Source organism: Rhizobium sp. NPDC092011 (assembly GCF_044756305.1).
In the GTDB taxonomy this organism is placed as follows: Bacteria; Pseudomonadota; Alphaproteobacteria; order Rhizobiales; family Rhizobiaceae; genus Rhizobium.
Genome location: NZ_JBIVSO010000018.1, coordinates 39,202 through 62,170 on the forward strand (window position 1 = coordinate 39,202; position 22,969 = coordinate 62,170).

23 protein-coding genes are annotated in these 22,969 nt (G+C 63.4%); 21 read left to right on the top strand and 2 right to left on the bottom strand.

Annotated features, from left to right (window positions below; translation table 11 throughout):
- Positions 1-61 precede the first annotated feature (61 nt).
- The 9 genes from ACIQJ2_RS34040 to ACIQJ2_RS34080 all read left to right on the top strand — a co-directional run bounded on the left by ACIQJ2_RS34040 (position 62) and on the right by ACIQJ2_RS34080 (position 8,749).
- Positions 62-640 carry a hypothetical protein gene (locus tag ACIQJ2_RS34040; RefSeq protein WP_151577054.1) on the top strand — a complete coding sequence of 193 codons (579 nt, stop codon included), beginning with the start codon at positions 62-64 and terminating at the stop codon, positions 638-640.
- A gap of 100 nt (positions 641-740) precedes the next feature.
- Complete coding sequence (locus ACIQJ2_RS34045) at positions 741-2,885, top strand: ParB/RepB/Spo0J family partition protein (protein ID WP_151577053.1); 2,145 nt, start codon at positions 741-743, stop codon at positions 2,883-2,885.
- A 79-nt stretch (positions 2,886-2,964) separates the two neighbouring features.
- On the top strand, positions 2,965-3,438 hold the full coding sequence (locus ACIQJ2_RS34050) for a hypothetical protein (RefSeq protein WP_151577052.1): 474 nt from the start codon (positions 2,965-2,967) through the stop codon (positions 3,436-3,438).
- Positions 3,438-3,851: an antirestriction protein gene (locus ACIQJ2_RS34055; RefSeq protein ID WP_151577071.1), complete on the top strand. Its 414-nt coding sequence runs from the start codon at positions 3,438-3,440 to the stop codon at positions 3,849-3,851. The genes ACIQJ2_RS34050 and ACIQJ2_RS34055 overlap by 1 nt, the downstream gene beginning before the upstream one ends.
- 126 nt (positions 3,852-3,977) lie before the next feature.
- Positions 3,978-4,400, top strand: a complete 423-nt coding sequence (locus tag ACIQJ2_RS34060) for a hypothetical protein (protein ID WP_151577051.1) — start codon at positions 3,978-3,980, stop codon at positions 4,398-4,400.
- 107 nt (positions 4,401-4,507) lie between these two features.
- The gene (locus ACIQJ2_RS34065) at positions 4,508-4,669 is read left to right on the top strand and encodes a hypothetical protein (RefSeq protein ID WP_235924429.1); all 162 of its coding nucleotides are present in this window, start codon (positions 4,508-4,510) and stop codon (positions 4,667-4,669) included.
- A 67-nt stretch (positions 4,670-4,736) separates the two neighbouring features.
- Positions 4,737-5,927, top strand: coding sequence for a DUF932 domain-containing protein (locus ACIQJ2_RS34070; protein WP_151577050.1), 1,191 nt, complete (start codon positions 4,737-4,739; stop codon positions 5,925-5,927).
- 84 nt (positions 5,928-6,011) lie between these two features.
- Positions 6,012-7,691 carry a hypothetical protein gene (locus ACIQJ2_RS34075; RefSeq protein WP_151577049.1) on the top strand — a complete coding sequence of 560 codons (1,680 nt, stop codon included), beginning with the start codon at positions 6,012-6,014 and terminating at the stop codon, positions 7,689-7,691.
- Between the two features lie 80 nt (positions 7,692-7,771).
- A complete protein-coding gene (locus ACIQJ2_RS34080) occupies positions 7,772-8,749 on the top strand; it encodes a hypothetical protein (RefSeq protein ID WP_151577048.1) in 978 nt (325 codons plus the stop codon).
- Between the two features lie 18 nt (positions 8,750-8,767).
- Here ACIQJ2_RS34080 and ACIQJ2_RS34085 read toward each other — a convergent pair whose 3' ends face one another.
- Together ACIQJ2_RS34085 and ACIQJ2_RS34090 are read right to left on the bottom strand one after the other, a co-directional pair.
- On the bottom strand, positions 8,768-8,989 hold the full coding sequence (locus tag ACIQJ2_RS34085; RefSeq protein WP_006472581.1) for a hypothetical protein: 222 nt from the start codon (positions 8,987-8,989) through the stop codon (positions 8,768-8,770).
- Between the two features lie 92 nt (positions 8,990-9,081).
- The gene (locus ACIQJ2_RS34090) at positions 9,082-10,272 is read right to left on the bottom strand and encodes a DUF1173 domain-containing protein (RefSeq protein WP_151577047.1); all 1,191 of its coding nucleotides are present in this window, start codon (positions 10,270-10,272) and stop codon (positions 9,082-9,084) included.
- A gap of 312 nt (positions 10,273-10,584) precedes the next feature.
- On the opposite strand from ACIQJ2_RS34090, the gene ACIQJ2_RS34095 reads away from it, so the two are divergent.
- From ACIQJ2_RS34095 to ACIQJ2_RS34150, 12 genes are all read left to right on the top strand, one after another.
- A complete protein-coding gene (locus ACIQJ2_RS34095) occupies positions 10,585-11,229 on the top strand; it encodes an antitoxin of toxin-antitoxin stability system (RefSeq protein WP_151577046.1) in 645 nt (214 codons plus the stop codon).
- A gap of 181 nt (positions 11,230-11,410) precedes the next feature.
- The gene (locus ACIQJ2_RS34100; protein WP_400676516.1) at positions 11,411-11,629 is read left to right on the top strand and encodes a hypothetical protein; all 219 of its coding nucleotides are present in this window, start codon (positions 11,411-11,413) and stop codon (positions 11,627-11,629) included.
- Positions 11,630-11,733: 104 nt separating this feature from the next.
- The gene (locus ACIQJ2_RS34105) at positions 11,734-12,780 is read left to right on the top strand and encodes a hypothetical protein (protein ID WP_151577044.1); all 1,047 of its coding nucleotides are present in this window, start codon (positions 11,734-11,736) and stop codon (positions 12,778-12,780) included.
- A 92-nt stretch (positions 12,781-12,872) separates the two neighbouring features.
- Positions 12,873-13,073, top strand: coding sequence for a hypothetical protein (locus ACIQJ2_RS34110; protein ID WP_151577043.1), 201 nt, complete (start codon positions 12,873-12,875; stop codon positions 13,071-13,073).
- 125 nt (positions 13,074-13,198) lie between these two features.
- On the top strand, positions 13,199-13,993 hold the full coding sequence (locus ACIQJ2_RS34115; protein ID WP_151577042.1) for a methyltransferase: 795 nt from the start codon (positions 13,199-13,201) through the stop codon (positions 13,991-13,993).
- On the top strand, positions 13,977-14,390 hold the full coding sequence (locus ACIQJ2_RS34120) for a hypothetical protein (protein WP_151577041.1): 414 nt from the start codon (positions 13,977-13,979) through the stop codon (positions 14,388-14,390). Before ACIQJ2_RS34115 ends, ACIQJ2_RS34120 begins: the two co-directional genes overlap by 17 nt.
- The gene (locus ACIQJ2_RS34125; protein WP_151577040.1) at positions 14,377-14,598 is read left to right on the top strand and encodes a hypothetical protein; all 222 of its coding nucleotides are present in this window, start codon (positions 14,377-14,379) and stop codon (positions 14,596-14,598) included. Before ACIQJ2_RS34120 ends, ACIQJ2_RS34125 begins: the two co-directional genes overlap by 14 nt.
- A 196-nt stretch (positions 14,599-14,794) precedes the next feature.
- On the top strand, positions 14,795-15,565 hold the full coding sequence (locus tag ACIQJ2_RS34130) for a hypothetical protein (RefSeq protein WP_400676513.1): 771 nt from the start codon (positions 14,795-14,797) through the stop codon (positions 15,563-15,565).
- A gap of 157 nt (positions 15,566-15,722) precedes the next feature.
- A complete protein-coding gene (locus tag ACIQJ2_RS34135) occupies positions 15,723-16,034 on the top strand; it encodes a hypothetical protein (RefSeq protein ID WP_400676511.1) in 312 nt (103 codons plus the stop codon).
- Positions 16,035-16,151: 117 nt separating this feature from the next.
- Positions 16,152-20,624 carry a strawberry notch family protein gene (locus ACIQJ2_RS34140; RefSeq protein ID WP_151577037.1) on the top strand — a complete coding sequence of 1,491 codons (4,473 nt, stop codon included), beginning with the start codon at positions 16,152-16,154 and terminating at the stop codon, positions 20,622-20,624.
- Between the two features lie 12 nt (positions 20,625-20,636).
- Entirely contained in the window at positions 20,637-21,671 is a 1,035-nt protein-coding gene (locus tag ACIQJ2_RS34145; RefSeq protein WP_151577036.1) for a toprim domain-containing protein, read from the top strand.
- A gap of 326 nt (positions 21,672-21,997) precedes the next feature.
- A complete protein-coding gene (locus ACIQJ2_RS34150) occupies positions 21,998-22,936 on the top strand; it encodes a DUF2493 domain-containing protein (protein ID WP_151577034.1) in 939 nt (312 codons plus the stop codon).
- Positions 22,937-22,969 lie beyond the last annotated feature (33 nt).

The following is a 22,969-nucleotide window of genomic DNA, read 5'->3' on the forward strand; positions in this document are numbered from 1 at the left end:
CATCGATCCATGCGCGCTATGCCGAGCTGCTCGACATGCATGCAAGCAGGGGGAGGGCCGCATGACCGACACATCGCCCTCCCGCCGCCTGCTCATCCTGTCCTGCTCGATGACCAAGCGCGACGGGCCGCAATGTATGCCGGCGCGCGACCGATACGATGGGCCGCTCTGGCGCACGCTGCGTCATGTCGATCCCGACGAGCAGAAGGCACGGGTTGCCTTCTTGTCGGCCGAGTACGGTTTTCGTGAAGCGAGGACCACTATCGAAAACTATGACCGGCGAATGACGCCGGAGATCGCGGCCACGATGAAGGCCGGCGGCCTCGGCACGCGATGGCCGCTACCGAAAACCCAGCGGCGCGTGATGCCATCGGGCGAGCATCCGGGCATGCACATCGCCTCGATGACGGAGCATGGCCGGAAACCGTTCGTCGATGTCTGCCTGGTTGGTGGCGCCCCCTATCTCGACGTCATGCGGCACTTCATCGACCTGTTTCACGAGGATGGCTTTGTCGCGGGGAGCGCGGCGATCACGGAAATCTGCGCGCCGATCGGCATCATGCGGCAGCAGATGGCGATCTGGCTGAACAGTTGCCCGCGCGACGCCAGCGGCGACGCGGGCGCTGGCGGCAGGCGGTGAGGCCGGCGGCCGGCAAAAGAGGGAGAGGGGGGATGGGGCGTTCGTGGCGGATTGAGGTGGCTGGAGAGAGGCTCCGGCCGGTCCGCCGCGGAGAAATGACATGGCACAGGCCATTCAGAAGATCGCGCTCAACGTCGGGCGCGATATCCCCTTCAACAAGCTGATCCCCAGCCTTAAGAATGTGCGTACCATCAAGGCGGGCGTCTCGATCGAGGACCTTGCCGACGACATTGCTCGCCGCGGGCTGCTGACCAGCCTCAACGTGCGTCCGGAACTCGACGCCGAGGGCAAGGAGACCGGCATCTATCGCATCCCGGCCGGCGGTCGCCGCTATCTCGCGCTGAGACTATTGGTGGACCGCAAGCAGCTCTCGAAAACCACGAACATCCCGTGCCTTGTCAGCGAAGGCAACACCCTGGAGACCGAGGACTCGCTCGCTGAAAACCTCAAGCGGGTCGACCTCCATCCGCTGGATGAATTCCGCGCGATGATGGCCCTCCGCGAACAGGGGCTCGATGAGGAGGAAATCGCCGCCCGCTTCCACCTCTCGGTCGCGACGGTGAAACAGCGCCTCCGGCTGGCGTCCGTGTCGCCTCGCCTGCTCGAACTCTATGGCGATGATCAGATGAAGCTCGGCCAGGTGATGGCATTCTCGATCACCAAGGATCATGCCCGGCAGGAGCAGGTCTGGGAGACGATTTCGCGCACGCAAAGCACCGATCCCTACTATATCCGCCGGTTGCTGACCGAGACGGCGATCCGGGCGAGCGACCGCCGTGCGGTCTATGTCGGCATCGAAGCCTATGAGGCCGTCGGCGGCATTGTCATGCGGGATCTCTTCGAGCAGGACAACGGCGGGTGGCTCCAGGATCCGGCGCTGCTCGAACAGCTCGTGCTGGAAAAGCTGACGGCTGATGCCGAGGCGCTGAAGGCCGACGAGGGCTGGAAGTGGGTCGACTCCGCCATCGACTTCCACTTCGGCCACGCTTCCGGCCTTCGCCGCTTTTACGGAAAGCAGCCGGAGCTCACCGAAGAGGAGCTGGCGCGTCATGATGCCCTGACGGCGGAGTTCGAAAAGCTCAATGCGGAGTACCAAGCTGCGGACGACTATTCGGAGGAGACGGAAGCGCATCTCGACGATCTCGACGCTCAGCTGACGGCGCTGAATGAGCGACCCTTTATCCTCGATCCCGAGGACGTCGCTCGCGGCGGCGCCTTCATCTCGCTGGCCGGCAACGGCGAACTCAGAATCGAGCGCGGCTTCGTCCGGCCAGAAGACGAACCTGTTATCGATCCTGACGGCGGCAATGGCGTCGAGCAGAACGGTGACGATGGCGACGACACCGCCGCCGCGGAAGGTGGTGGTGTGACGATCAACGGCAAGCCCGTTGGTGTCGAGGAGCCGGATGAGGACGACGGCAAGATCCGGCCGCTATCGGAACGGCTCATCGAGGACCTGACCGCTGCCCGCACGCTTGCGCTCAGGAATGCGCTCGCCAATGAGCCGATGGTAGCCTTCATCGCTGTGCTGCACCTGCTCGTGTTGAACACCTTCTATCACTTCCGCACGACTTCGTGCCTGGAAATCACGGTGCAGCATTCGGTCTCGACCAAGACGCAGGGCCTTTCCGACACGGTCTGGGCGAAGGAGATCGAACAGCGCCAGGAGAACTGGGGGCACGATCTTCCCGGCGACGCAGATGCGGTTTGGGCCTACCTGATCGCGCTCGATCATGACAGCCAGATGGCGCTGTTTGCTCATTGCGCGTCGATGTCGCTGAACGCCACGATCCAGCAATGGAACCGCCGGTCCAAGGAAAACCAGCATGCCGTGCAGCTGGCCCAGACGATCGGGTTCGGCATGGTCGGAGCGGGCTGGACGCCGACGGTCGACAACTATCTGGGTCGCGTGACCAAGGCGCACATCCTGCAGGCCGTTCGCGAAGCAAAGGGCGATCAGTCGGCCCAGCTTATTGATCACCTGAAGAAGCAGGACATGGCGCGCGAAGCCGCTCGGCTGCTCGACGGCAGCGGGTGGCTCCCTGAAGTGCTGCGCTATCCTGCCGGTGAAATCTCCGAGGAGGTCGGGATTTCGGAGACGAACGATGCGGTGACCATCGACGGTGAGGATGTCGAAGCTGGCGACGTCGTGCTGCCGGCCTTCCTCACTGAGGATCTGGATGACGAGCAGACGGCGTCCAATGCTGATGACGATCAGGGCGGGCACCTCGAAGCCGCGGAATAATTCCTCAGACCACCAACAATCAATCCAAGGCCCGGCCGTCGCGCCGGGCCTTTCTGTTTCTCGAATATCGGAGACGAACATGTCCGTCATGACCATCTACGAACGCGCGCCGATCGGCGCAATGATCGCCTTTCGCAGCTCCGTCCCGCGACCATCCGAGGAAGACGCCGATGCCCTGGCTGCGTGGAGGAAATGCAATGGAACGGGCTGGCTCGTGCGATGCACGCCGCCTCGTTCCAGCATAATCTGGTCGACGCCCGGTGCGATCACGCTTCTACAGCGCGAGTTTCAAATGGACCTCGATGCTGCGATCGCCGCCCGCGAAGCCTTCCCACTCGATAGCGATCTCTCGTTCGAAGTTGTCTATCGCCCGGAAGCTGGCCAAGTCCGCGTCCTTCAGGAATACGGCGCCCACAGCATCCTGTTCTACCTTGCCGCAAACATGGCTGACGCCCGTCGCTGGGTCGAGCAGAGCGGACACATTAACACGCGCCTGGAGGAGGTTTGCGTCGAGGAGATCTGCGCGGACGCTGTCGAAGGGAGGATAGCGTGATGCTAAACGATACACCTCGCGCCATGATCGTCCCTGACAACGCCCGTCAGGATTTTCTGCCCGTTCTCTTCGGACGTTCGCATCTGATCGTCGCCGAGAATGCTGTCTATGCCTTGATGGAAAGGCTTAGCCCTCTCGATTATCGTGGCGGTTCCTGGGATTTCTACGAGTATCAGGGCAAGCCGCTTTTCCTCGCGCCCAAATCCAAGGCTCGGTTCCGCATTACAGGTGATGTTACCTGCTTCCAGGGCGAGGTCACCGCGGAGGCCGCCGGCATCATCGCCACGATGTTCGCCTTTTCACACCTGTCATTCCAGTTTCAGTCCGATCGACTCGTCGAAGGCTATGAGCACCTCTACGCTTATTCGGCGGATCATCCCGAGGCCTCGGAGATCTTCCAGGCAATCGATTGAAGCTCACTCGCACGACTGCGGGGCGCGGGTGTCCGCAGTGAGCTGCGACCCACCGATCCATTCCCACTTCACCAGCCCGGTTGGCGCGATAGCGGCGACCGGGCTCTTCCGCTTCAGGAGCTTGAGATGCCCGACTACACCATTGAGACAAGCTATCGCGTGCCAGCCTTCCGTCATCGCACCTACCAGGCCGACACCGTTGCGCTCGCCTGCCGGCAGGCCATCGAGGACGATGACTGGTCCGGCGAAAAGCTGAGCTACGAAGACGCCGGCGAGAATTACATTTCTGGAATATGGAACGGGGTCGATGCCGCCTATTCCGGTCAGGCGATCCCTATTCCCTCGCACTTTTCGGAAACGATCGAGCGGAAGGTCAGGCACTTCGAAATCCTGCTTGGCCTGCTGAAGCTGCTCCTCGCGGATGTCCAGGCCGGCCGGGCGGCATCGGACGACTGGATCGAGCGTGCCGTCTCCGCCGTCGCCCGTGGCGAGGCGATCCTCGCAGGCGCTCGCGATCCCGACGAACTCGCCGAGGGAGAGCGCCTATGACGCAATACAATGTCAAAATCGGATTCTGGCTGAGTGCCTAGGACGGTTTCGCCCTCGAGGCCGACAGCGATGCTGAGGCGATCGAGAAGGCCAAGGCGACCGCCACGGTGGCCATGGAGACATCCGATCAGCCGGAACACATCGAGATCGATCAACGGCGTGAAGGCACCATCATCTACATCGATCGCGTCACAGCGGAAGGGACGGAACCCGTCATAGAAAATGTCGAGTTTGACGATGACCGCATCCACCCCGCGCCAGCGCGCTGAGCTTCATCCCTTTTCTTTCCACCAACCCGGCCCTCGCGCCGGGCTTTCACGTTTCAGGAGACGACTTATGAATACCATGATTTCCAGCCCGCCCGCCGTGTCCTCCGGCTTCAAGGTCGACATCTCGCGCGGCGAGCACATCGGCCGTGTATCGTCCGAATGGTTCTCTCGCCCGAATGACGAGCGTTATCTCTCGCTCTCCGACCTCCATCGCGCCGTCAGCGAGCGGACGGAACGCGCCCGTGTCCGCACTGTCGAGAGCGCGGACATCCGCGTCGAGGCGACGCGCGACAACGCCGAACGTCTTTCGCTTGTCGTTCCCGGCAGCCGCGTGCCGCTGGCGCCGACCCACTGGAGCTACGGGCAGCTTTGTAGCCTTGTCGGCGCGCCGGCGAGCTACATGCGCCAGCTTCCCGCGCCGCTTGCCGCGATCAATCTTCAGCATGGGCTGCTGAACCACAGCGCCGAACTGGTCAAGACCCTGGAGATGGACGACGGCCGCGTGGAGTTGCGCGCGGTGACCGGGCCCGAATACGGCCGTATCTGGGATAAAGAACTTGTTGCCGCGGTGATGAGCATCGCCGGGAATGGAACGGGCGATACGATCTGGAAGGTGCCTGGCGTCCTCGACTGGTCGACCATGACCCACAATCCTTTCGTCGACGTGACCAAAGACACGACGACGCTCTACGCCAGCGACAGAGACGTCTTCCTGTTTTTGGTGGATGACACGCATCCGATCGAGGCCGGACGACTGCCGAATGGCGACCCGGATCTCTATTTCCGCGGGTTCTATGCGTGGAACTCGGAGGTCGGCTCGAAAACGCTTGGCATTGCGAGCTTCTACCTGCGCGCCGTGTGCATGAATCGCAACCTTTGGGGCTGCGAAAATTTCGAGGAAATCACCATTCGGCACTCGAAATTCGCGGCCAAACGCTTCGCGCACGAGGCCGCCCCGGCGCTGATGAATTTCGCGAACTCATCGCCCGCGCCGTTCATCGCCGGCATCCGAGGTGCGCGCGAGAAGATCGTCGCCCGCAACGAAGAGGACCGGTCCAGTTTCCTGCGCAAGCGTGGTTTCTCGAAGGCGGAAACCGGCAAGATCATCGACACGGTGCTTGCCGAGGAGGGCCGCCCGCCGGAATCGATTTTCGATTTCGTTCAGGGCATCACTGCCCTCGCGCGCGGAAAAGCGCATCAGGACACGCGCCTGGAACTGGAGGGGAAAGCGCGCAAGCTGCTCGAAAGTGCGGCCTGACCAGATTCCGCTCCCCCAAATGCCTCTTGATCTCATCAGCGCCCGGCCATTGTGCCGGGTGTTCGCCATTATGGAGAACTCAGAATGACCAGCTTTTCCTTTCACGCACAGGTCGCCGCGGAGGCGATCGAAAAGGTCGGCCGCCTTTTCAACGCCTCGATCGACGATATCCTCAACGAACTGCTCCAGAACGCACGGCGCGCCGGGGCCGCGAAGGTTTTGATCGACCAGATCGACGATCCACGGTTTGGCCCGGCAATCCGCATCGCCGATGACGGCGCGGGCCTCGACGACCCCCGCTCGCTCTTTTCGCTCGGAAGGAGCGAATGGTCGAAGTCTCTGGCCCTGTCTGAGGACGCCGCCGGCATGGGCTTCTTTTCCCTCGCCAATCGCGGAGCGATGATCGTCGCCGGCCAGAAGGGCACGGACCAGGCCTGGGCCATCGCGGCTACGCCCGATGCCTTTCACGGCAAGGAACCGGTCACGGTCGACGTCGGTCCGGAGGGGCATCAAGGCTTGACCGTGATCTTCCCGGAGAAGAAGGGCGAGCATTTTGCGACTGCGGTCCGCCGTGCTGCTCGCTTTTTCCCTGTTCCTGTCATCTTCAATGGCGAGCAAATGCCGTCCTCGGACTTCCTCGACGGCGCGGATCATATCGAGGAATGGCAAGGAATCCGGATCGGCGTGTTTGGTCGGGACCTCTCCCGCTACCACGACGACAACGTCAACTTCCATGGCGTGACGCTGAAGGTTGGCTTGCCGGACCTTCAGCAATCCTGGCATCGCGGCTATTTCGCGCGCATCGATGTAGTCGATTGTGCTCACCTGAAGCTCGTGCTTCCGGCCCGCAAGGATGTCGTGCGCGATGCGATGTATGCCGCGCTCATGCGAGAGATCACGCGCCTTTATTTTCGCATGGTCGCGGCCGGCGGTGCGCACAGCTTGAAGTTCAAGGACTACCACTTCGGCCGGACGCTTGGCATCGACCTGAAAGAGGCCGTCCCGCTCCTGCGACCATTTACGCCTTCGTGCGCGGACACGGACAGGATTGTTGTTCTCGCGCCCGAGCCGGTCGAGAGCGAGGCGTTTATCTTCGAAGGCGAAGGTCCGCTCGAGGAGCAGACGTTTGCCCGTGCAATCGCGCGACTGGACCGTGCTCCGGCGCACTTCGAACCGCATGACGCGTTTACCGGATACGGCTGGTACGACGCGCTGCCCTGCATCCAGATCAGTTCCTACAGGATGGAGATTGACGGCGCGACCGAAGAAAAAGAACCCTTCGATCTCTTCGGCGCAAACGCGCGGCCGGATCGCCTGGAAGTCGTTCTGGACGTTTCGGGCTCGGAAGAGACGGAATGGGTGCTGGAGACCGACCTGATTGTCCAGGGACCTGATCATGGTGCTTTGGACGAGGTGGAGATCCTCGTCACCAAGCGGTCGGCTATCACCCCGTCGGGGCTGACGGCCTTCCTTGTCGATGCGCTTTATTCTCCCTCGGACGATGCGGAAGCCGGCTCCTACGAGCAGCAGGAGCGGTGGTTTTCCGACGAGGCAGAGGATCTGAGCATCGCCTTGCTGGAAACGGCCCACGCCGCCGATTTGAACGCGATCGTGCGCGTCGTCGAGCGCGAGCTGGTTTGGCGCGTGCCTCGCGAAGGGGCGTTTTTGATCAGGATCGACCATCGAAAGATCTCGGTCGAAGGAATCTCCCCGCCCGACGGCGCGCCGGCATCGGCAGCCGCCACGTCGCACGCAGCGACGTAGCCCTCATCAACGAAGCGCGCGTTCTTCCCATCGACCCGGCCACCGTGCCGGATTTTTTGTATCGACTGAAAGGCAGTCCCATGGCCAATCTCGAAACCCGAATCTACGCCTATCCGCCAATCCCGCTTGCCGATATCACGCCGCTCGAAAAGCTCGTGCTGACCCACGTTTTCGAATGCAGCGAGAGCGAAGCCGGGCTTGTCCTGTACACCGACGTCGGCCCGGTCAACCCGATCAATGTGAAACGGCGGGCGCTGCTAGACGCCTTTGGCGCCTCGGCGCCACAGGCAGACAGCGCACTCAATGCCTTCATTGGCGGCCGCATTCTCGCGCTATTGCCGACGTCGCCAGACGGTGATGACGTCGGTGCGGATATTGATCTGAGCGAATTCCCGTGGCCGTTCATCGTGCATGATATTGTTGCGCGCTCGCCGAGCCTGGCGGAGGTCACGGTGATCCAATGGAGGAATCATCCTTCGCAGCGGCTGGAGACCTATGGCGCCAGCGTGTCCCTCATCACCGGCAAGGGCATCCACCACGCGACCAGCGCGGATCTGCTGAACCGGTTCCGTTTGCAGGATCGTGCGCTGATGCCCCCGGTCTCGCCGCCTTCGTTGCTAGACGGTGCCCCGGTTGTCGCCCCTCGGTCTTTCACCGTCGGCGAGATGGAGACGGCTCTCTGCATCTGGGAGTCCATGCTTTACTTCCGCGGACTTCACGAGGATCGCCGTCCGGTTCCCGATGGCGTTATCCGCATGTCCGAATTGTGGGATGCGGCCGGCTGGCAGGCGATGCGGAATCATGTCCTGGCGATCGTACCTCTTGCAGAGCACGCTTACACCGATCTCTCCGACGCTTTGGAGGAAGGCGGATTTACCTTCGATTTCGATTTCATTCCCGCTGTCGTCGGTGCGTTGGACTGGTCCGAATACGGGCCGGATCGGCATGGTGAACCCGAGGAATTCCTCGAAACCGTCATGGCGTCGGTTGCCGGCCGCCGACGGGACGTTGCGGCCGAAGCACTCGCCAGCGAGAACCTGATCGCCCGAAAATCCTGATGGACGGTTTTCGTCAGTCTATGACGCGATCAGGCACTGATCCGGGCCGGGGTCGGTGTCGCATCGGAATTCCGGCGACTGGCCGTGGGTCATCGACGCAGCTTCGTTGCCTATCTGCTCGACCTCGACCACGTCGCTGGCGGCCTTCAGGTCGATGCGCCCCCAGATCGACGTTTCTTTCCGGGGGAGGCGTCGCCGATTCTTGAACTCGACGACGAACGGCTTTTTCTCAGGCTTCATGATGCTCCGGCTGAATGTGGCAGATGACTGTCTCCCGGCAGCTGTTCTTATTCGCGGCAACCTGTCAACGGCCTACGCCGGGAAGTCCACGATCAGGGAAGTCGGGGGATCTCGCCATCGCCGACCCGCCAGATCCAAGGTGTGATCTCCGGTCTCGTCTCGATCATGTCGGCAAGCGCATGCTCGTATTCGTCGCCGGCACTCGCCGGCACGATGAACATCGCCACCGGCGCGGGCTTCTGCTCGGGTAGCGTCACCGACACGATCGGCGCGTCGCGCGGAAGGTTGAAGCGCAGGCCCTTCACGCTCTTCCGCTTCAGGTGGCTGAGCTTTTCCAGCAGGCGCAATTCGTTGATGTCCTCGAAGGGTAGCCAGTGCTCGTTTACCACCATCAAAGCGACTTCTTCGACCGATGCGATGCCGGAGGTCGAGATGCCGAAGGTGGCGATGACGATCAGATGGAACGCCTCGCTGGAACGCCACAGTTCGAGTTCGGTTTCGTAGCGGGCCGCCAGCCGCCGCCATGCTCCATCTTCGATCATCAGGGGGAAAGGCATATGCCGCACAACGATCCTCTGTCCCTCGCGGGCCGGAGAGAACTCTTTCACCTCCGCGACAATCATCATCAGCTTGCGCGGTCCCGAACCTGTCGCCTGCACGCCTTTCAGCGCGGTCGCGCGCCTTGCGGCGATGCCGTCCTTGTCCTCCGTCTGGTAGACCTCCGGCACATAGAGCATGTCGCTGAGCGGTCCGCCTCTCGCCGTCATCTGCGAGGCTGCGTTGATCAGGCTGGTGCGGACGCGTCCCCAGCCGCGCCGCCCGGCCCAGACGGAACGCCATTCCGTCAGTTCGCCGGCCTCCCAGAGATAGTGGAGCATAGCCTTCAGCGACAGTTTCCGCGGCTCGCTGCGAATCCCCGGTTCCGACTGTTCCGTCGGCGTGCTGGCCGCAGCGCGCGGACCCCGCTTCGTCAGGGAAAAGTCGAGCTTCAGATCGGCCTTGCCGCTGGCGTCGATCTGGATGGCGCTGCCGATGAGCGGTCCGAGACCGGAAAGCTCATATGGCGGCTCATAGGAAGGGCAGGCCGGGTCGTGCTCGCGTCCCGATAGCGGCATGCGTTTGACAACATACTGGTCGTCCAACCTGGCGATGTACATGGCGACCGCCGGCTGCCTGCACATGCACATCGGGCGAAGCCGCTCTTCATAGGCATGCGGAAGAAGCGCCCGGAATTCCGGAGAGTTTTCCGGAAGCACCCTGTCGCCGATCGTGAATGTTCGCACTGTCGCTCTCCCCTTCTCAAGCCAAACCCTACACGGCGCGGCCGCGTTATACTATTAAAAATATGCATAGTAAAACGCAGCGACGACGGCTCATCTGACCGGCCGAGCGATTGGCTCAGCGCGACCTTTCCACGAGCGGAAGCGGGCCGCTGATGAAGCTGTCCATGTGGCGTGCGGCTGCTCGTGGCCGAAGGAGGTTTCTTCGCCAAGCCTCACGAGACACCATCCAATCCAGCCGCCGGCTTTAGCCGGCATTGTCTATCCCCGACGAGCCCGGCCCTGCGCCGGGCTTTCGCTTTCCAGGAGGCTCGTATGCCCGCAGTTATTGAAACCACCGTCTATCAGTTCGAGGAGTTGTCAGAAGGAGCGAAGGAGAGTGCTCGTGCGTGGTATCGCGAGGGCGGCTTTGATTACGACTGGTATGAGTTTGTCTTTGAGGATTTCGGTCGGATATGCGAGTGCCTCGGCGTTCGCCTCAAGACGTCACCTGTCCGACTCATGGGCGGCGGCACACGAGATGAGCCGCGAATCCACTTCACCGGCTTCTGGTCTCAAGGTGACGGTGCATGCTTCCAGGCTCATTATTCCTATCGAAAGGGTGCGCCTCGCGCGATCCGTGACCATGCGCCGAACGATACCGCGCTGCATGGGATTGCGGATGGCCTGCAAGCGATCCAGCGCCGCAACTTCTATCGGCTTCGAGCCGATGTCAGCCATCGCGGGCACTATTATCACGAGTATTGCATGGCGATCTCCGTCGAGAGGGGAAGTCCCACATACCAGGACATGACCGCTGACGCAGAAGAGACGGTCATCGAAGCGCTGCGCGATCTCGCCCGATGGCTCTACCGCCAGCTCGAGAACGAATACAACGCGCTGACCTCCGACGAAATGGTCGACGAGACCATCCTGGCCAATGCCTACACCTTCACTGCGTCCGGTCGTCGGTTCGGCTAATCCGACGCCGGGGTTCCTCCCCCTAGATCCGGCCGCGAGGGAGAGGGCGGCTGCGGGCCGGGCGGCCCGGCTGAGTTGGAGAGAGCGCGCCTTCCCGCGACCAAGTCGGTGGCATCTGCCACCAGCGTCACGTCCGCGACCGGATATCCAGCCGCTCATACTTTCATGAAAGGATTCAATGATGACCGACATCACGGTTTTCCCGATGCGAAATCTACCGGACGGTTCAGCGGAAATCGCCGAGCATCCGTTTTTCCCGGAATTCTGGGACGTATCCGTTCAGGCGGAGGATGGGGACCTTCTCGACGAGGCCGTGGATCTGGCTACCACCGAGGAGGCTGAAGCAGCTGTCGATGCGTTCCTCCTGAAATACCCGGAAGCAAACGTCAGCTACGCCTGACGGACTCCGCCGTATCGGCTGTGCCCGTGGTGCACGCTGGCCGACGCTCCCGTCGCCCGAACAAGGCGCCCCGGACCCCACTAAACTTTGAACGGACTCCCACAATGTTGACCCACGAAACCCCGCGGCTCCGAGCCGCCGGGCGGCAACGCCTTTTGCGCGCACTGAGCGGACGCCTGCTCGCAGTATGCTTCGGGGCTGGGGTGGACTCGACGGCGATGCTGATCGCTCTGCGTCTCGCCGACCTCCGACCGGACGTCATCACCTTCGCAGACGTTGCCGCCGAAAAACCCGAGACGATGGCCCATCTCGACCGGATCGGCGCAATCCTGGTCGAATGGGGCTGGCCGCCAATCATCGTCTGCCGGAAGGTGCCGCTCGCATCGACCGGCTACGACGACCTTTACGGCAACTGCATCGTCAACGAGACCCTGCCGTCGTTGGCCTTCGGAATGAAAAGCTGCTCGATCAAGTGGAAGCAGAAGCCGCAGGACCAGGTTCTTAAGGGGTCACGCTCCGGCCCGAACGCGGCGCCTCCTCACCCGGTCTGGATCGAAGCGCAGCAGACAGGGCAGCGGATCGTCAAGCTGATCGGCTACGATTGCGGCCGTGCCGACATGCGCCGTTCGCGCAGTCTCCCGGCAGCGGATGCCGATTTCGACTATGCCTATCCTCTCCAGATTCTCGGTTGGTCGCGCGAGACCTGTGTCGAAATCATCACCGAGGTTCTCGGGCCTGACTTTGTCCCGATCAAGTCTGCCTGCTACTTTTGCCCGGCGAGCAAAATCTGGGAGCTGTTCTGGCTTGCCGCCCACCACCCGGGCCTTTTGGAGCGGGCGCTATATCTGGAGCGCAATGCGCTGACCGGCAAGCACAGCCGCTTCGACGAAATCGAATTCGGCGCGTCCTGGGAAGACCTTGTGCGCAATGCCGACCGCTTCCCCAGCTCCAATACGACGGTCGGGCTAGGGCGGAACTTCTCGTGGAACCAATGGGCGCGGGTCAACGGTGTCGTCGACGATGCCTTCCGCGTCCGGCGTGACGCAGCCAGCCGCGCTCGCTTTCTGGCGTCCGCCGGCGCGGCTTGCGGGGCCGGCAATCCGGATGACAGTCGCCGAGGCGGCAGGCGCAGCGGCAGGACGGGCGGGTGAGAGGGGGGCTGCGGGCCGGGCGGCCCGGCTGAAGGTTGGAGAGAGTGCACAGCCGCCCGGGCTTAGCCCCTCGCGCTCCACGGAATATCGCCATGAATGATCCCGTCTACCTGAGCCTTCGCATCCGTGCGGACGCGAACTGGCGCGCCGTCGTGCGCGCCGCGGCCTGCCAATTCGATCGCCGAATCCGGCACGATCCTGCCTTCCGCTTCGCGCGCAAGCGCTTCTACCGCTCGATGCTCGCAGAGCATCGGCTCGACCGGCGCGAGCTCGTCAATGCCTTCCGACTTTGACGCCTCATAGCCCGCGACATGCTTCGCATCGCCGGTCCAGCGGTCTCACCTGTCCGGCTGCCGGATTTTGCACCGATGCATTGCGGGCCTTCTCACTTTCCCCTCCCTGAAAAAGGAATTCAACAATGCCGCAGATCGCGACAAACGTACTCAGGATTCTCGGCGCTGCCGTCGTCGAAGGATCGAAGGTCTCCCTGGTCGGCCAGCTCGATCGCAAGCTTTATGCCGAAACCGACAAGGTTCTTCAGGCTGCCGGTGGGATCTGGAACCGCTCGGCAAAAGCCCATGTTTTCGAAGGGGATGCTGCCGAAGCGCTGGAGTCGATCCTGCTTACCGGCGAGTATTCCCGTACCAAACAGGACTTCGGCCAATTCGATACGCCGCAGTCCCTTGCCGGCGACGTGGTCGACCGTGCCGACATCAGGCCTGAGATGCGGGTTCTCGAACCGAGCGCCGGGCTCGGGAACATCGCCGTGGAAGCAATTGCCGCCGGCGGCCATGTCCATTCGATCGAGATAGACGCGGCGCGATGCGCTCGCCTGGCGCTCAGGATTGCCCGTCTCGACAGCATGCCCGCCGCCTCGTTCTGCACCGGGCAACAGGCCGACTTCCTCGATATCCAGCCCGATGCATCCTACGATCGCATCGTGATGAACCCGCCCTTCGCCGGGCAGGACGACATCCGTCACGTCATGCATGCCTTCGGCTTTCTCAGGCGCAACGGCCGGCTGGTCGCAATCATGTCCGCCGGCATTCTGTTCAGGACCAACAAGCTGACGACAACGTTTCGCGACTTCGTCGCGGACCATTACGGTGCCATAGAACCGCTTCCTGAAGGGTCTTTCCGATCGTCGGGGACTGCGGTCAATACCTGCGTCGTTACGATCACGGTAGGAGGTGGCCATGCAGATTCGGCGTAAACTTCAGCCCGACAGACCTCGTCTGCATCTAGCCCATTCCCTCTTCTCGGCCAGCCTCGGCGCGCATGATCCGGGACGCTATCGCATCACGCCGGCTTGCGCGCCAGACGTTCCGGCGCTGGTCGGTCCCGGAATGACCATCCGTACATCATACCGCACGGGCGGTGTTGTCGTCGCGATCGACGGTACTGTTGTTCATCTTGCGCCAGACGGTCGCGAGTATCCGCATTTCACGATCGTGTATGTCACGTCTGATCGGTTCAGCCGGCATTCGGCGGCCGATCACCGTTGGATCAATGAATGCGTCGCCGTCGACGGCCGCATTCTGATGCTGCTTGAGGCCAACGAGGACGAAGTCTTTGTTGAGGCGGGTGGAGGGTGCGATGCCGGAGTATGAAGTCCAGGTGACGGCCCAGTTGACCGTCACTCGCCGCGTAACCGTGGATGCGGCCGATCTCGATGAGGCCAAGCGGCTTGCAATCGAAGAAGCCCGTGATCTTCCCGATTATTGGGAGGTGCCGGGAGAAGACGATTACACCACCGCACTTCTCGATCCGCAGGAACTGCAAGGCTTCGATATTGACGAAATCGAGGTCGTCGGATGACCGCGCGCAGTTTGAACATCGTGGGCGCGGATGCCCGCACAGGAAAGGAGCGTATCAGATGATCCCCATCACGAAAGAGCGAGCCCGCGCCATTCATCGGAAATTGCAAGAAGCCGATCAGGGCCTTGCCCAAGCAAAGTCAGAGGACCCTCGTGACAGTGCGAAAGCTCGCCCTCGCTTCACCATCGAGGAGCATATGCACAGTTCGAGGGGCATCCCAATCTTCATTTGCGCTATTGACGACCGAGTCGACCGACCCGAATTCGACGCACTCCGAAATCAGGCGCGCAGGCAGGGTGGATGGTACTCCCGTCCCTGGAAAGGCATACCGGGCGGTTTCGCATTCAAGAATCGTGCCGCGGCCGAACGCTTTGCCGAGCCCGCAGGTCCGGACGATGATGAAGAAACCGATACCGCCCCCGAGCCGGTCCCCTCCATTGCCACGAAACTACGCGGTTTGGCGGACGAAATGGAGTGCGAGATCGAAGCCAGCTTGGCAGAACGCGCGACCAACACGCCGAAGCAGCAGTTCCACGCAGCCCTTGCCTGGATCCGCGGCCACCGCCTCTTGCGCAGCCAGGCCGCTTTGCGTGCGCTCGCCGACGCTCACATCGCGAAGACGGTTCCAACCGAGCTCGCCGATATCGCAAGGAAATCGCAGGTCTATGATCGCTTGGGCACTTTGTTTGATCGATCCTCGGCCGGATACTTTGACGTCGGAATCGACACTGGCGCGCCGCAGTGCGACGACGCCGTGGCGCGCGCTCTTTGGCGTCTGATCGGGACCGAAGATTCCGTCGATCCCTTAACGGAACTCAAGCAGGATGGCATATCGACATCCGCAGACCGCGCCTCAGAAGGTCCCGCAGGGCGTGCGCGGATGGGCCGGCCGACAGTTTCGGCCGACACTCCAAGCTCGACCGGAACTGGATCAACAAGCGTGTGGCCGTTGACGGCCGAATTCTGACGCTTCTCTACGCCAATACCGACGAGTTCTTCGTCGAGGCGGTTTTCGTCGGCTCGCCCTGACTGCCGCAGGTGGCGCCAGCATTTCAATTTCCATCCTCCCAATCAGGCCGGTGCTCCGAAAGGAGCATCGGCCTTTCTGCATTCAGGAGAGCAACATGAGCCTGTCCATCATCGCCTCACCCCACGCCGCAACGCCAGTCTTCCTGAACTTTCGTTCGGAAGTCGTCGAGCCGACCCGCTTCGCGATCGTCTTCTGGGATGGTCCTGGGGATACGCTCTACGCTTTTGAAGACCGTGAAGCCTTCGAACGGCAGCGCGCCGCCGCCGAGCGCAACCTCGTCCCTGTACATGAGCTATCGGCCGGGGAAGCGGCCGCATGGATCGCTGCCGGCGGCAAGGCGGTCCTGCACGAAGTCTCGGTTGCCGGCGTCGCTGCATTCGGAAACCTCAAGCTCGCGCCCGGCTGAAAGCCGGGCGCCGCCGCCAGCCCCGCCCAGAGGGAGAGAGGGGCCGGAAAGGGGTGGCCTGGCGGGCTTGGAGAGCGCCCGGCGGCCGGCTCCTTTCCGCTCTCGATGAGGTTTCCCATGAACGCTCGGTCCTCCTTTGCCACGAACCCGTTTGCCAGCAAGCCCCGTTTGCTCGAACAACGCAGCCGCGCCAGCAACATCTTTGCAGCCGGGGGTTTGCTCCTGCCGCTTCTCGAAGCTGGCCAGTCCATCACATCGGCCCACCTGCGCGCCGTCCTCACCACTGAATCCGGCGGTTCGGACGCCGAGGGATTCTGGTCGTGGAAGGACGCCTACGAGGCGACGGAAGTCGCCCAGGTGCTCTTCCTTCGCAAATTCGGCTCGGCCATATCCGCCCGGACGAATACGCCGGAGGCGGCTCTTTCCATCCTGACCCGGCTCGCGGCGCTCAACCCGACGCACACGCGCCGATCCGAGGAAACCCAGCGGCTCCAGCAGTTTTCAACGCCCGTCGAACTCGCCTATGTCGCGGCGCGGGCCGCCTCCATCAAGGCGGACGACGTCCTGCTCGAGCCGTCCGCCGGAACCGGTCTCATGGCGATCTTCGGCGAACTCGCTCACGCGCGCCTCGTTCTCAACGAGTATGCGCCGGTCCGGCACTCCCTCCTCGAGCATCTGTTTCCCGGAGCGCCGGTCACGCACCACGACGCGGCCCATCTCGACGATTATCTGGATCGCGTCGCGCGTCCCACCGTCGTGCTGATGAACCCGCCGTTCTCGGCCGGTGTGCATGTCGAAGGCCGCATGGCCGATGCAGCGTGGCGGCATCTCACCTCGGCTTTCGCCCGCCTTGTGCCCGGCGGCCGCCTGGTTGCCATCACCGGTTCCAGCCTTTCTCCCGACAATCCGAAATGGCGCGACGCCTTCGTTCGCTTGCAGGAACGCGGTACGATCGCGTTCAGTGCTGCGATCGCAGGCAGCGTCTTTGCCCGTCATGGCACGACGATAGAAACGCGGCTGACGGTTATCGACAAGATTGCGGCGGCCGATCCGACGAAGCTCGTCGCGAGCATGGGTGTCGCACCCGACCTCACCACATTGCTGTCCTGGATCTCGGGCCTGCCGCCGCGCTCTCCGTCGACCGCAGCCAACTCCATCGGTGCGCTCTCCAACGGGATTCTGCGTGCCTGCGCCGCGAAAATGGCTGCGCGCAAGGCCGCCGAAACACTGCGCCCCGCTGCTGTCGCGGGATTGCGGCCGAGCCCCGCACTCTCTTCCCGTACACCGAACCGGGCGTCATTGGCCCCCGCGCCTGCCCATGACGAGATCGTCGAACTCGCCTACGAGCTGCGCGATGCACCGCCGTCGGCGCGGCTGGATGCCGCTGATGGCATTTACGAACCCTATGAGCTCCGGGCGATCCGCATTCCGGACGCCAGGCCGCATCCGGACAAGCTGGTCGAGTCGGTCGCCATGGCATCGGTTGCTCCGCCCAAGCCGAGCTATCGGCCCCACCTCCCCAAAAACGTGATCACCGCCGGCGATCTTTCGGACGCCCAGCTTGAAAGCGTGATCTATGCGGGCGAAGCCCATTCCGGCCATCTCGCCGGTTCTTGGAAGGTCGATGCCTCCTTCGACAACTTGACGGCCGTCACCCCGGAAACCGAAGGCGCGGTGCGATATCGCCGTGGCTGGTTTTTGGGCGACGGCACGGGAGCGGGGAAGGGTCGGCAGGCCGCGGGCATCATTCTCGACAATTGGCTGAAGGGCCGCCGGCGGCACGTCTGGATCTCCAAGTCCGAAACGCTGATCGAGGACGCCCAGCGCGATTGGAGCGCGCTCGGTCAGGAGAAGCTGCTGGTCACGCCCCTGTCGCGCTTCCGGCAAGGCAAGCCGATCAAGCTGGACGAGGGCATCCTGTTCGTGACCTTCGCAACGTTCCGCAGCGACGAGCGCGAGGGCAAGCGGTCGCGCGTCCAGCAGATCGTCGACTGGCTCTGCGAGGGCGAGGATAAAGAGGGCACGGTCGATGAAGCCAGGATCTTCGACGGCGTCATCGTCTTCGACGAAGGCCATGCCATGGCCAATGCCGCGGGCGGCAAATCCGACCGTGGCGACAAGGCGGCCTCGCAGCAGGGCCGCGCCGGCCTTCGCCTTCAGCGCGCCTTGCCCGATGCACGCGTCGTCTATGTCTCGGCGACCGGTGCGTCCGAGGTCGAGTCGCTCGCCTATGCGGAACGGCTCGGACTTTGGGGCAGCGCCGACTTCCCCTTTGCCACGCGCAGCGAGTTCATTGCCGCCGTCGAGGATGGCGGCGTCGCGACCATGGAGGTGCTCGCCCGCGACCTCAAGGCGATGGGGCTTTACGCCTCTCGCTCGTTGTCGTTCGAGGGCGTCGAATACGAGATCCTCGAACATGCGCTGACCGAGGAGCAGGTCCGCGTCTACGATTCCTATGCCGAGGCTTACCAGGTGATCCACAATCGCCTCGATCAGGCGTTGGAAGCGTGCAGCATCACGTCGGCGGCCGGCACGCTCAACAAAAACGCCAAAGCCGCGGCGCGCTCCGCCTTCGAGAGCACGAAGCAACGCTTCTTCAATCATCTTTTGACGAGCATGAAGACGCCGACCCTCATCGGCACGATCAACCAGGATGTGGCGGACGGCCATGCCGCCATTGTCCAGCTCATCTCGACGGGACAAGCGATAACCGAACGGCGGCTTGCCGAAATCCCGACAGAGGAATGGAACGACATCCAGGTCGACGTGACCCCGCGCGAGATCGTCGCGGAGTACCTGATGAACTCGTTCCCGACCCAGCTCTTCGAGGAATATTCGGACAACGAGGGCAATCTGCTTTCCCGACCTGCCTATGACGACGATGGCAATCCGGTCCTTTGCCGCGAGGCCGTCGCCCGTCGCGACGAATTGCTGGAAAAACTCGGTAGCCTGCCGGCGATTCCGACCGCGCTCGACCAGATCGTCCAGCACTTCGGGGCGGACAGGGTCGCCGAGATCACCGGGCGCTCCCGTCGTATCGTTCGCCGGGATGGTGACGGGGCCTTTGCCCGCTTCGCCGTCGAGAGCCGCCCGGGCAGCGCCAATCTCGACGAAACGCGCGCCTTCATGGATGACCAGAAGCCGATCCTGGTCTTCTCGGAAGCGGGTGGAACCGGGCGCTCCTATCATGCCGATCTCGGCGCGAAGAACCAGCGCCAGCGCCTGCACAACCTGCTCGAAGCCGGCTGGCGCGCCGATGTCGCGATCCAGGGCCTCGGACGCAGCCATCGTACAAATCAGGCCCAGCCGCCGCGTTTCCGGATGGTCGCGACCGACGTCAAGGCGGAGCGGCGCTTCCTTTCGACAATCGCCCGGCGGCTCGATACGCTCGGCGCGATCACCCGTGGCCAGCGCCAGACCGGCGGGCAGGGCATGTTCCGCAGCGAGGACAATCTCGAATCGCAATACGCCCGCGATGCGCTCCGGCAATTCTACAAGCGCGTCCATAGCGGCGCGGTCGCCGGATGCTCGCTGGAGACCTTCGAATCGATCACGGGCCTCCACCTCTGCGACGAGGAAGGCGGGCTGAAGGACGAACTGCCGCCGATCCACACCTTCCTCAATCGCATGCTGGCGCTGACCATCGCCATGCAAAACGTCCTCTTCGAGTCCTTCGAGGAACTGCTGGCGGCCCGCATCGAAGGTGCGATCGCCGCCGGCGTTTATGACAAGGGCCTGGAGACGCTGACGGCCGATCGCATGACGCTCAAGGATCGCAAGCTGGTCTACACCCATCCGGTCACAGGCGCGCAGTCGCACCTGCTGACCATCGAGCGCATGGACCGCAACCGGCCGATGCTCCATGAGGATGCCCTTCGCCTGGTGGCGCGGGATCCGCGCGCGAAGTTGATGATCAACGGAAAGTCCGATCGCGCCGCGGTCATGGCGCCGACGCGCTCCATCATGCTCGACGACGGCTCCGTGCAGCCGCGCGTCGCCCTGATCCGGCCGATGGACGAGCTGCGCTTCGAGGTCCGCCAGCTTGAGGAGACGAACTGGGAGGAGGCGGACGAACAGGTGTTCGCCGCTGCCTGGAATGCCGAGGTTGCCAATGTGCCGGAATTCTCCACCTCGACCCTGCATGTCGTCAGCGGGTTGTTGCTACCGATCTGGAAGCTGCTGCCGCAGGACTATTGCCGGGTCTACCGACTTCAAACCGAAGATCGCGAGCGCATCGTTGGCCGCGTGATCGCGCCGGCCGGTCTCTCCCGGCTGTGCAACAATTTTGGCATCGACCGGAGCGAGGTGCTCGACCCGGAGCAGGCGTGGAAATCGGTGGTCGATGGCTCCTCCATCGTCAGCCTTGCCGGTGAGATGACGGTGCGCCGCGTCCGGGTCATGAGTGACAATCGCGTCGAATTGACCGGCTTTACGGACGGCATGCGTGACTGGTTGCGCTCCATCGGGCTGTTTTCGGAGATGATCGCATGGAAGCTGCGCTTCTTCATACCGGTCACCGATGAAGGCGCTGCGATCCTGTCGCGGCTGATGCAGCGCCATCGGTTGCTCGATGTCATCAGCCGGCATTGAAGGAGGATCGCCATGCTCTCGGCCTCCGAACTGGCCGACCGTCTCGCGCGCGATGCCGAGGCGGTCTGCCGGCACTACCTATCCGCCGGCCGCAGGGCCGGCAATTACTGGATCGTCGGCGATACCGCCAACAGTAAGGGCAAGTCGCTCTATGTCCATCTGACCGGCCCGCGCGCGGGCCGGTGGGCCGACGGAGCCACCGCTGAATACGGCGATCTGCTCGATCTCGTGCGCGAGACCTGCGGGCTAATCGATTTCCGCGACGTTGCGGACGAGGCGCGGCGGTTCCTCAGCCTCCCGCAGCCTACCCCGGCGGCGTCCCGCAGGGGCGACGCCCGAACCGATCCGTCGGTCGACAGACCGGCGGACGAGCGCGCGCAGCGCCTGTTTCGCATGTCGCAGCCGCTGGCGGGGACTTTGGCGGACAGCTACCTGCGCCAGCGGGGCATCCTGCGGGCATCCCTGCATCCGGCGCTTCGCTATCACCCGTCCTGCTACTATCGCGATCTCCAGACCGGCCGGACGCACAGCTTCCCCGCGCTGATTGCAGCCGTGACCGATCCCGACGGCACGATCACCGGCGTGCATCGCACCTGGCTCGACCCCGACGGTGGCGGCAAGGCACAGGTCGAGGATCCGCGCCGCGCGCTTGGCGGTCTGCTCGGCAATGCGGTCCGCTTCGCCTTTCCGGTCCACCGCCCCGTATCGGTCATGGCCGCCGGCGAAGGTCTCGAAAGCATTCTGTCGCTGTCGCACGTCATGCCCGCCATGCCGATGGTCTCGGCGCTGACGGCCAATCACCTCGCGGCCTTCGAGCTGCCGCCTGAATGCGTGCGCCTCTACATCGCCGCGGACGCGGATGCAGCTGGCCGCAACGGCATCGAGCGACTGAGCCGCCGAGCGCAGGCTCGCGGGATCCTGCCGCTGGTGCTCGCTCCGGAACTCGGCGACTTCAACGACGATCTGCGGCTGGACCCGAGCCGGCTCATCGCCAGTCTCCGCGCACAGCTCGCCCCGGAGGACGCTACCGTCTTCCTGCCGTCGTGATGAGGCGGTGATGGGGAGATGCGGCGGGGCGGGAGCGTCGGAGGGGAGGGCAGGGCATGCCGGTCGCCGCACGAAGGAGCGCGCGCCCGCGGGCCTGCCGAGAGGCGACCCTTACCATCCGGCGTTCGGGCCTCCAACCGCCGGGGCCCCAAGTTTTTTCCCCGCGCCGGCGGAGCCGGCGCTCCTCGCGGAGCAAAAAACCTGTCCCCGGCGGCCCGGCGCTGCGCTGGGCCGCGGCGCGAGCGCCGCGGTTCCGGCCCGCTCGCCGGATGGAAGGGATCGCCGTCAGGCCGCGAGAGGCGCGGCCCCAACCGACGGAGACCATCATGAACGTCCTGCTTCCCATCGATGCCGCTGCCGAACCCCACGCATCGTCCCCGACCGACCGCATCATCTACGAGATGCAGGTCTACGGTTATCGTCCCTTCCAGGACGAGCCGGACCCGCGCCCCCTGCCGGAGGAGCCGGTCGTCCAGTCCGCGCTGACCGCGATGTTCGACGCCATGTTCGAGATGCTCGGCGACACGCGCCTGGAACCCGATCTCGAAGACATGCTCTGGTCGACCGTCAATCTCTTCCACCGTGCCGGCGAGCGCATCCAGCGCGAGCTTCAGCGCAACGAGGACTCCCAGCGCAACGGACAGCGGGAGCAGGATGGATCGGAGGTGAAAAGCGTCGAACTCGAACGCCATATCACGGAGGGCATCTCGCTCCTCGAGCGCCGCAACGCCTTCGAGTTCATGCGCGATTTCGCCAGCGACCTCTTCGAGGCCCAGACCGGCTCGACATGGCGGCCGCGAACCGGCTCCAAGGTCAATCACGCCAACATGACCGCGGCGATGATCGACTCCAGAGACTTCCTTTCTGCCCGCCGGCGCGCCGAGACCGAGGTTCTGATCCCGGCCGGCACCAAGATCGCCTTCGGAGGCGGCCTGGACTACAACGATCACGAGCGGATCTGGGCCGCACTCGACAAGGCGCTCGCCAAGCACGCCGACATGGTGCTGCTGCACGGCGGCTCGCCGAAGGGCGCTGAACGCATCGCAGCGTGCTGGGCCGAATCCCGCGGCGTGACGCAGGTCGCCTTTAAGCCGAACTGGAGCAAGCACGCGAAAGCCGCTCCGTTCCGTCGCAACGACGAGATGCTCTCCGTGATGCCGGCAGGCGTCATCGTCTTCCCTGGCTCCGGCATTACCGAAAACCTGCGCGATAAGGCCCGCCGCTTCGGCATCACCGTCTGGGAACTGAAAGGAGAGGGCGCGTGAGCGCCCTTTCTCTCTTCAGGCTCTTTTCCGCCG